The sequence below is a fragment of the Planomonospora corallina genome (assembly GCF_042650625.1).
Lineage (GTDB): Bacteria > Actinomycetota > Actinomycetes > Streptosporangiales > Streptosporangiaceae > Planomonospora_B > Planomonospora_B corallina.
This window is the reverse complement of sequence record NZ_JBHSBM010000025.1, coordinates 130,765-139,268: the sequence shown is the minus strand read 5'-3', so window position 1 is coordinate 139,268 and position 8,504 is coordinate 130,765. Positions and strand designations below refer to the sequence as shown.

The 8,504-nt window shown below is 72.8% G+C and carries 5 protein-coding genes; 1 reads left to right on the top strand and 4 read right to left on the bottom strand.

Going from position 1 to position 8,504, the window contains the following annotated elements:
* Positions 1-135: 135 nt before the first annotated feature.
* On the bottom strand, positions 136-375 hold the full coding sequence (locus ACFOWE_RS22645) for a hypothetical protein (RefSeq protein ID WP_377290992.1): 240 nt from the start codon (positions 373-375) through the stop codon (positions 136-138).
* A gap of 758 nt (positions 376-1,133) precedes the next feature.
* A complete protein-coding gene (locus ACFOWE_RS22640) occupies positions 1,134-2,495 on the bottom strand; it encodes an aminotransferase-like domain-containing protein (RefSeq protein ID WP_377290990.1) in 1,362 nt (453 codons plus the stop codon).
* 60 nt (positions 2,496-2,555) lie between these two features.
* On the opposite strand from ACFOWE_RS22640, the gene ACFOWE_RS22635 reads away from it, so the two are divergent.
* On the top strand, positions 2,556-3,944 hold the full coding sequence (locus ACFOWE_RS22635) for a pyridoxal phosphate-dependent decarboxylase family protein (protein WP_377290988.1): 1,389 nt from the start codon (positions 2,556-2,558) through the stop codon (positions 3,942-3,944).
* A 190-nt stretch (positions 3,945-4,134) separates the two neighbouring features.
* On the opposite strand, the gene ACFOWE_RS22630 is transcribed toward ACFOWE_RS22635, so the two are convergent.
* Positions 4,135-7,005: a vitamin B12-dependent ribonucleotide reductase gene (locus ACFOWE_RS22630; protein ID WP_377290986.1), complete on the bottom strand. Its 2,871-nt coding sequence runs from the start codon at positions 7,003-7,005 to the stop codon at positions 4,135-4,137.
* 90 nt (positions 7,006-7,095) lie between these two features.
* Positions 7,096-7,569 carry a transcriptional regulator NrdR gene (gene nrdR, locus ACFOWE_RS22625; protein WP_377290984.1) on the bottom strand — a complete coding sequence of 158 codons (474 nt, stop codon included), beginning with the start codon at positions 7,567-7,569 and terminating at the stop codon, positions 7,096-7,098.
* Positions 7,570-8,504: the final 935 nt, after the last annotated feature.

Here is an 8,504-nt window from a genome sequence, read left to right as displayed (position 1 = left end):
GCCCGGCGGAGCCGCCCGCCCCCGCCGCCCCTGCCGCTCCCGGAAAGCAGAGCGACGTCCTGGTCGCCGGGAAGAAGGACCCGGCCGCGCAGGACTGAGAGCCGGGGGACGACCGTGACCGCCTACGCGGACCGCCTACGCGCGGACCGGCCGCTCCGCGCCCGGCTGCGCCGGGATGTCCGCCCGGTCGACGATCGCGGCGGCGCCCTCGCTGCGGGCGCAGTGGGCGCAGCAGAACCAGCGCCGGCCGGTCTCCACCCCGTGCCCGACGATGCGGACCCCGCAGTGCTCGCAGATCGGCGCCATCATCTGGATCGCGCACTCGAAGCAGTCGAAGGTGTGCACCGCCCCCTGCGCGTGCACCTCGAAACTCATGTCGTAGTCATTTCCGCAGACTTCACACTGCGCCATGCTTCCCCCCGAAAACGCGTGTTCCCTCGGGAGGGGTCTACCCGCGGTCTCCCGTCCGACGCGTGCCGGCCCGCGGTCACCCGGGGTGGGATCTCCCCTCCTCGGAGTGACGAAACCCGTTGAAGGCGGGAGTGTCCCACCGATAGGTTTGCCGCCGTGGAAAGCGCGGCCATCGCTTCGCAAACGGCCGTCAACCACACGTCAAGTGAGAGCGGTCACAGTCAAGGAAGAGGAAAGGGGACGACCGTGCGACGCATCGGGATCATCCGGCCGCGCGCCCGCCGCCGCCCCGCCCGCACTCCGGAGCTGGATCTGCGCTCACCGTCGGGGCGGCTCCTGCCGTTCTAGGGGAAACGGCCACCCTAAGCGACAGGTCTTTACGGCCGTTTTATACGATTAACTGCATAGTGCGCATAACGGAACAATCACGCCGGGGGGCTCAATGAAGAGGCTTGTGGCCGTGCCGCCATATGTCACGCGACTCAAGATCCGGGACATCCGTTCCGTGACGGATCGCAGGACGAAGGGCGACACCAAGGTCGTCGATCTGCGTGCCTACACGGGCCGGAACGTCGTCCGCTTCCCCCTCACGAGTGGTCCCGCCCCCGCAGCCTGACGCCGGACCCGAGAACCCCGGAAGGACCCGCTCCCCGCGGGTCCTTCCGCTTTCCGGGGGCCGTACGGTCACCGGTCCGGCGGGCGGTCCTCCGGGGGCCGTACGGTCACCGGTCCGGCGGGCGGTGCGCGCCCGCCGCCTCCCGCAGGATCGCGACGGCCCGCTCGAGCGTCCCGGCGGGGACCGTGTACGGCAGGCGGAGCCGGTCCACGAGCCTCCCGCTGGAGGAGAACACCGAGCCGGGAAGCACGCCGAGTCCCCGTTCCACGGCCCGCCGGGCCAGCTCGTCGCCCGGCACGCGCGACAGCCGCAACCACAGGGAGAGACCTCCGTCCGGGACGGTGAAGGTCCACGCGTCGTCGCCGCTCAGCAGCCGCACCAGGTGGTCCCGCTGCCGCCGGAGCTCGGCCCTGCGGCGGGCCAGCACCGGTCCGATGCGCGGCAGGAGCTCGCAGGCCACCAGCTGCTCCATGGGAGCGGGGGCGCACGGGCCGCAGAGCGGATCGAGCAGCAGCTCGCGGACGAGCGCGGCGGACGCGCGGATCCATCCGACCCGCAGCCCGCCCCACACCGTCTTGCTCAGCGAGCCGACGCAGACGGCCCGCCGGATACGGGGCTCCGGGCGGGGATCGTCCCGCAGGTCCATGTCCCGCATGGTCTCGTCCACGACTACGGTCACCCGGTGCCCGGCCGCCAGCCCGGCGACCTCCTGGCGCGTCGCGGCGTCCATCAGTGCGCCGGTCGGGTTCTGGAAGTCGGGGACCAGCACCGCCATCCCGCCCGCGGCCTGGCGGAAGGCCGCGGCGAGCTGGCCGGGGTCCCAGCCGGCGGAGGTGACCCGCAGCGGCGCGAGCCGGGCGCCGGAGCGGCGCAGGGCGGCGAGCGTGTCGGCGTAGGCCGGGTTCTCCACCGCGATCCGGCCCGGGCGCAGGTGCCCGGTCAGCAGCGCCAGCGCGGCCCGGGCCCCGGAGGTGACCAGGATCTGGCCGGGAAGCGTCGCCAGTCCCTGCTCCGTGTACCGCTGGGCGATCAGTTCGCGCAGCTCGGGCAGGCCCGCCCCCGGCTCCCCGCTCTCCGTCAGGATCCCCGCCGAGCGGTCCAGCGCCCGCCGCACCGCCTCGGTGTAGGCCCCTCCCGGGGCCGCCGGCACGGCCCGGCGCAGGTCGATTAGGGCTCCGGGCCGGTCGGCCGAGAGCGGGGCGAAGCGCTCCCCCTGCTCCGCAGGCAGGCGGACCGTGCTCGCGCTGCCGTGCCGGGTGGCCACCCACCCCTGTGCGCGCAGGCGGGCCAGCGCGGCGGTGACGGTCCCCCGGCTGACGCCGAGTTCCACCGCCATCCGCCGCTCGGCCGGGAGGCGGTCGCCGACCCGGATCCGTCCGTCGAGCACCGCCTCGCGCACCGCCTCCGCCAGGGAGTCGGCGAGGGATGCCCCGGAGTCGCGCCATCCGGCCAGTGCTGTGCTGAGCATTGGTCCAGTTTGCCGTGATTGGACCATGACGTGCAGGCCGCGCTCTTCTACGGTCGTGCCATGCATCCTCGACTCTGCGACGACCTCGACCGCCTTCCCGGCCTGCTCGACGAGACCCGGGCCCGTGCCGTACGGCTCCTGACCGGCCTGCACGACCGTCCGGTCGCCCGGAGGCCCGTCCGGCCGGACCCCGTTCCGCTGCCCGGGACCGGGACGGGCACGGCGGGAGCGCTGGAGGCGTTCGCCCGGCGCTGGGAGCCGGGCTTCGCGGCCAGCGCGGGCCCCCGCTATCTGGGCTTCGTCACCGGCGGGGCCACCCCGGCCTCACTCGCGGGCGACTGGCTGACCGGCGCCCTCGACCAGAACCCGACTTCCGGCCTGGACTCCGGCGCCCCCGATCTGGAACGGGAGACCGTGGCCTGGCTGCGTGAGCTGTTCGGCCTGCCGGCGGAGCACGCCGGAGCCTTCGTCAGCGGCGCGACGATGTCCAACTTCACAGGTCTGGCCGTCGCCCGGGAGTGGCTGGGCGAGCGGCACGGCGTCTCCGTGTCCGAGCAGGGGACGGGCGTGCTCGGAGACGTCCCCGTCCTGTCGGGCAGCCCGCACTCCAGCATCGGCAAGGCCCTGTCCATGCTCGGCCTGGGACGCTCGGCCCTCCGGCCGGTCGGCACGCTCCCGGGACGGGAGGCCGTCGACGCGGCCCGGCTCGAGCGGGCGCTGGAGGCGCTCGGGGGCACGCCCGCGATCGTGGTGGCCAACGCCGGGACGGTGAACACCGTCGACTTCGACGATCTGCGCGCGATCACCGCACTGCGCGAACGGTACCCCTTCTGGCTCCACGTGGACGCGGCCTTCGGGGCCTTCACCGCGCTCTCCCCGGAGCACGCCCACCTCGTCGACGGGCTCGGCGAGGCCGACTCGGTCTGCGTGGACCTGCACAAGTGGCTGAACGTGCCCTACGACAGCGCGGTCCAGTTCACCCGCCGCCGCGACCTGCAGGCCCGGGTCTTCGCCAACTCCGCCGCCTATCTCGGACCGATCGGCGGCGACCTGGACCGGGTGGACCTGGTCCACCTGACCCCGGAGAACTCCCGGCGGCTACGCGCCCTGCCGGCCTGGCTCACCCTCGCCGCCTACGGCCGCGAGGGCCACGCCGAGATCGTCCGGCGCTGCGTCGCCCTGGCCGGGCTGCTCGGCGAGCGCGTCGCCGCGCTGCCCGGCTACCGCCTGCTGGCCCCGGTCCGGCTCAACGTGGTCTGCTTCACCCTCGCCGAGGCGCCCGAGCGCGTCGGGGACCTGGTGTCGGCGATCGTCGACTCCGGTGAGGCCTTCCTCACCCCGACCGTCCACGACGGCGTGCCCGCGCTCCGGGCCGCCTTCAGCAACTGGCGCACCACCGAGGCCGACGTCGAGCGCGTCGCGAAGCTCCTGGAGCGGCTCTCGCCGTGACCGCCCGCCGTCCTCCGGCGGGCCCGCATGACCTGTTCCGTCCCCGTTCCCGCGGAGCCGTACGGCCGTGCGGCTCCGCGGGAACGGGGACGGGAAACGGGAGCGGGCCCGCGGCCGGCGTCTCCGCCCGGCCACGGGCCCGCTCCCGGGCCGGGCGGGGTGTGCTCCCCCGGACCGGCCCTCCCTCGGATCAGCTGCAGCCGCTGGTGGAGCCGCAGCCCTCGCAGACGTAGCAGCTGCCGGCCGGGCGCATCTTGGTGCCGCAGGTCATGCAGAGCGGAGCGTCGGCGGTGCGGCCCTGGTGGGACTCCAGGGAGCCGCTGCGCGCGGGCTCCTGCCGGGCCGGCTCGGCCGGGGCGGCGGTCCCGCTCTCCTTGCCCTCCTCGGCGCGCCTCTTGGGCTGCTCGATCGGGGCCGAGGCGGCCAGCTCCGCCATGACCTCCTCGGACTGGAGCGCCGCCGGGTCCTCGCCGCGCTGCTGGGCGGCGCGCTCGGCCGCGGAGAAGATGCCGAGCGCGGCACGCTCCTCGTAGGGCAGGTGGTCCAGCGCCAGGCGGCGGAAGATGTAGTCCATCACCGAGGCGGCCATGCGGATGTCCGGGTCGTCGGTCATGCCGGCCGGGTCGAAGCGCATGTTGACGAACTTGCTGACGTAGGTCTCCAGCGGCACGCCGTACTGCAGGCCGATGGAGATGGCCACGGAGAAGGCGTCCATGACGCCCGCGAGGGTCGAGCCCTGCTTGGACATCTTCAGGAAGACCTCGCCGAGACCGTCGTCGGGGTAGGACGAGGCGGTCATGTAGCCCTTGGCGCCGCCCACGGTGAAGCGGGTCGTGCTGCTCGGACGCTGGTTGGGCAGCCGGCGGCGGGTCGGGCGGACGATCTCGACGACCTTGACCTCCGGCTCCGCGGCGGCCGCCTTCTCCTCGCTCTTCTCGGCGGCCTTCTTGCCGCCCGCGGAGAGCGGCTGACCGACCTTGCAGTTGTCGCGGTAGACGGCCAGGGCCTTCAGGCCGAGCTTCCAGCCCTCCAGGTAGACCTGCTCGATGTCGTCGATCGTGGCCGACTCCGGCAGGTTGACGGTCTTGGAGATCGCCCCGGACAGGAACGGCTGGACCGCGGCCATCATCCGGACGTGGCCCATGGGCGCGATGGCCCGCTCGCCCATGGCGCAGTCGAACACCTCGTAGTGCTCGCGGCGCAGGCCGGGGGCGTCGACGACGTGGCCGTGCTCGGCGATGTACTCGACGATGGCCTCGGCCTGCTCCTGCTGGTAGCCGAGCCTCGCCAGGGCCCGCGGGATCGTCTGGTTCACGATCTGCATGGAGCCGCCGCCGACGAGCTTCTTGAACTTCACCAGCGACAGGTCGGGCTCGACGCCCGTGGTGTCGCAGTCCATCATGAGCCCGATGGTGCCGGTGGGCGCCAGCAGCGAGGCCTGGGCGTTGCGGTAGCCGTTCTTCTCGCCGAGCTTGAGGCACTCGGCCCACTGGCGGGACGCCTCGGCGTGGATCGCCCGGTCCATGGTCTCCAGCGTGCGCAGCGTGTCGTTGGCGCCTGCGTGCTTGCGCATGACGCGCTTGTGCGCCTCGGCGTTGCGGGCGTAGCCGTCGTACGGCCCCACGATGCCGGCCAGCTCGGCGCTGCGCCGGTAGGAGGCGCCGGTCATCAGCGAGGTGATGGCGGCGGCGATGGCCCGGCCCCCGTCGGAGTCGTAGGCGTGGCCGGTGGCCATCAGCAGGGCGCCCAGGTTGGCGTAGCCGATGCCGAGCTGGCGGTAGGCGCGGGTGGTCTCGCCGATCTTCTCGGTCGGGAAGTCGGCGAAGCAGATCGAGATGTCCATCGCGGTGATGATCAGCTCGGTGATCTTCACGAAGTTCTCGACGTCGAAGGAGCCGTCGCCGGAGAGGAACTTCAGCAGGTTGATGCTCGCCAGGTTGCAGGAGGAGTTGTCCAGGTGGACGTACTCCGAGCACGGGTTCGAGGCGGTGATGCGGCCGGTCTCCGGGCAGGTGTGCCAGTCGTTGATCGTGTCGTCGTACTGGATGCCGGGGTCGGCGCACTCCCAGGCCGCGGTCGCCATCTTGCGGAACAGGTCGCGGGCGTCGACCTCCTCGATGACCTCGCCGGTGAGGCGGGCGCGCAGGCCGAACTTCTCGCCCTTCTCCACCGCGCGCATGAACTCGTCGGAGACGCGCACGGAGTTGTTGGCGTTCTGGTACTGGACGGAGACGATGTCCTTGCCGCCCAGGTCCATGTCGAACCCGGCGTCGCGCAGCGCGCGGACCTTGTCCTCCTCGCGCGCCTTGGTCTCGATGAACTCCTCGATGTCGGGGTGGTCGACGTCGAGGACGACCATCTTGGCCGCCCGGCGGGTGGCGCCGCCAGACTTGATCGTGCCGGCGGAGGCGTCCGCGCCGCGCATGAAGGAGACCGGGCCGCTGGCGGTGCCGCCGCTGGAGAGCAGCTCCTTGGAGGAGCGGATCCGGGAGAGGTTCACCCCGGAGCCGGAACCGCCCTTGAAGATCACACCCTCTTCCTTGTACCAGTCGAGGATGGACTCCATCTGGTCGTCGACGGACAGGATGAAGCAGGCGCTGACCTGCTGGGGCGAGGCGGTGCCGACGTTGAACCACACCGGGGAGTTGAAGCTGAAGACCTGGTGGACCAGGGCGTGCTTGAGCTCGTGGTCGAAGATCTCGGCGTCCTCGTCGGTCGCGAAGTAGCCGTTCTCGACGCCGGTCCTGGTGTAGACGCCCACCACGCGGTCGACGAGCTGCTTGAGGCTCCACTCGCGCTGCGGGGTGCCGACGGCGCCCCGGAAGTACTTGGTGGTGACGATGTTGGCGGCGTTGACCGACCAGGAGGCGGGGAACTCCACGCCGCGCTGCTCGAAGTTGACCGAGCCGTCACGCCAGTTGGTCATGACGACGTCACGGCGCTCCCACGCCACCTCGTCGTACGGGTGCACGCCGGGGGTGGTGAAGACGCGCTTCATCTTCAGCCCCTTGCGCGGGCGCTTGCCTCCGCGCGCCGCCGTGCCGCTGACCGTCTCCGTCATGACTTCCCCCTTCCGGGCCCCCGCCGGAGCCCTTCCGACCACATCAACGCGCCGCTCGACTCCCCCGGCGCCCGGGGATTGACTTCTTGTTCAGTCCTGCTCGGCGTCCTGCTGGGCGGAACGCTCCGCCCGCAGCTGCCTGATCTCGGCCTCGAAGTCGGCCAGCGTCTCGAACCCCCGGTAGACCGAGGCGAAGCGGAGGTAGGCCACCTCGTCCAGCTCGCGGAGCGGGCCCAGGATCGCCAGACCGACCTCGTGGGCGGGGATCTCCGCGGCTCCGGTCCCCCGGATGCTCTCCTCGACGCGCTGGCCGAGCTGGGCCAGGGAGTCCTCGCTGACGGGCCGTCCCTGGCACGCCCGCCGGACCCCGGCGATCACCTTGTCCCTGGAGAAGGGCTCGGTCACCCCGCTGCGCTTGCCCACCATGAGGAGCACCGTCTCCTGCGTGGTGAACCTGCGCCCGCACTCCGGGCACGTGCGCCGGCGGCGGATGGCCGCGCCGTCCTCGGTGGACCGGCTGTCGATGACCCGCGTGTCAGGGTGGCGACAGAACGGACAGTGCACGTGCGTCGCCTCCTTGGCCTGCCGGGTGTCACACCTGCCCCGCCGGCCTCACGTCATTCCATGCGCGATGCCCGCACTGAATCCGCCGGCGAAGGCGGAGTGCGGTAACAGAAACACAACTTATGGTGAGACTGAGTGGGTGGTGCCACTAGATGTTGTGGTGCAACCGTAGAAGTGCGCGACCATGAACGCAAGTTGATCGGCGAGACCCGAGTGAAGCCGCAGATCAGGACCGCGAGCCGGGCGTGTCGCCCTTCCCCGGCCGCCGGAGGCCTCTCCCCGGACCCGGCGTGCGCCGTCCCGCCCCGCTCCGAGGGGGCCTGCCCGCCGCCCCGCTCCGCCGCACCTCTCCGCCCCGTCCCCGCGGGTCCCGTCGACGCCTCCGGAGCGCCCGGCCGGGTAAGCGGCCGCGCAGGTCAGAGCGGGCCCGATCCCGGCCCGCGATCTCGGACCAGGCCACGCCGCAGGCCGGACGAGGGTACCGGACGGCCGCCACCGCCCGTGACACGGCGGCCGTTCACGACCGGCTCCGGCCGGTCCGATCGTCTCCCGGACACGCCGCCTCCGGGTTCGCACCCCCGGTCGCACCACCCGGACACCGCACCCTCCCGGCCCGCACCCCGGACACGCCGCCTCCGGGTTCGCACCCCCGGTCGCACCACCCGGACACCGCACCCTCCCGGCCCGCACCCCGGACACGCCGCCTCCGGGTGCGCACCCCCGGTCGCACCACCCGAGCGCGCCGTCCGGGCGCCCACCGGGTGTGTCAGGCGGGGAGGAGACGGATGATCGCCCAGAGCAGGCCGAGGGCCAGCAGGACGAGTGCGAGCACCGCCACGACCCGGCCCCTGCGGGTGAGCCTGACCGGCGGCGCGGAAGCGCGCCGGACGCCTCCGGCACCTCTGGCGCCCCCGGCACCTCCGACGCCGCCGGCA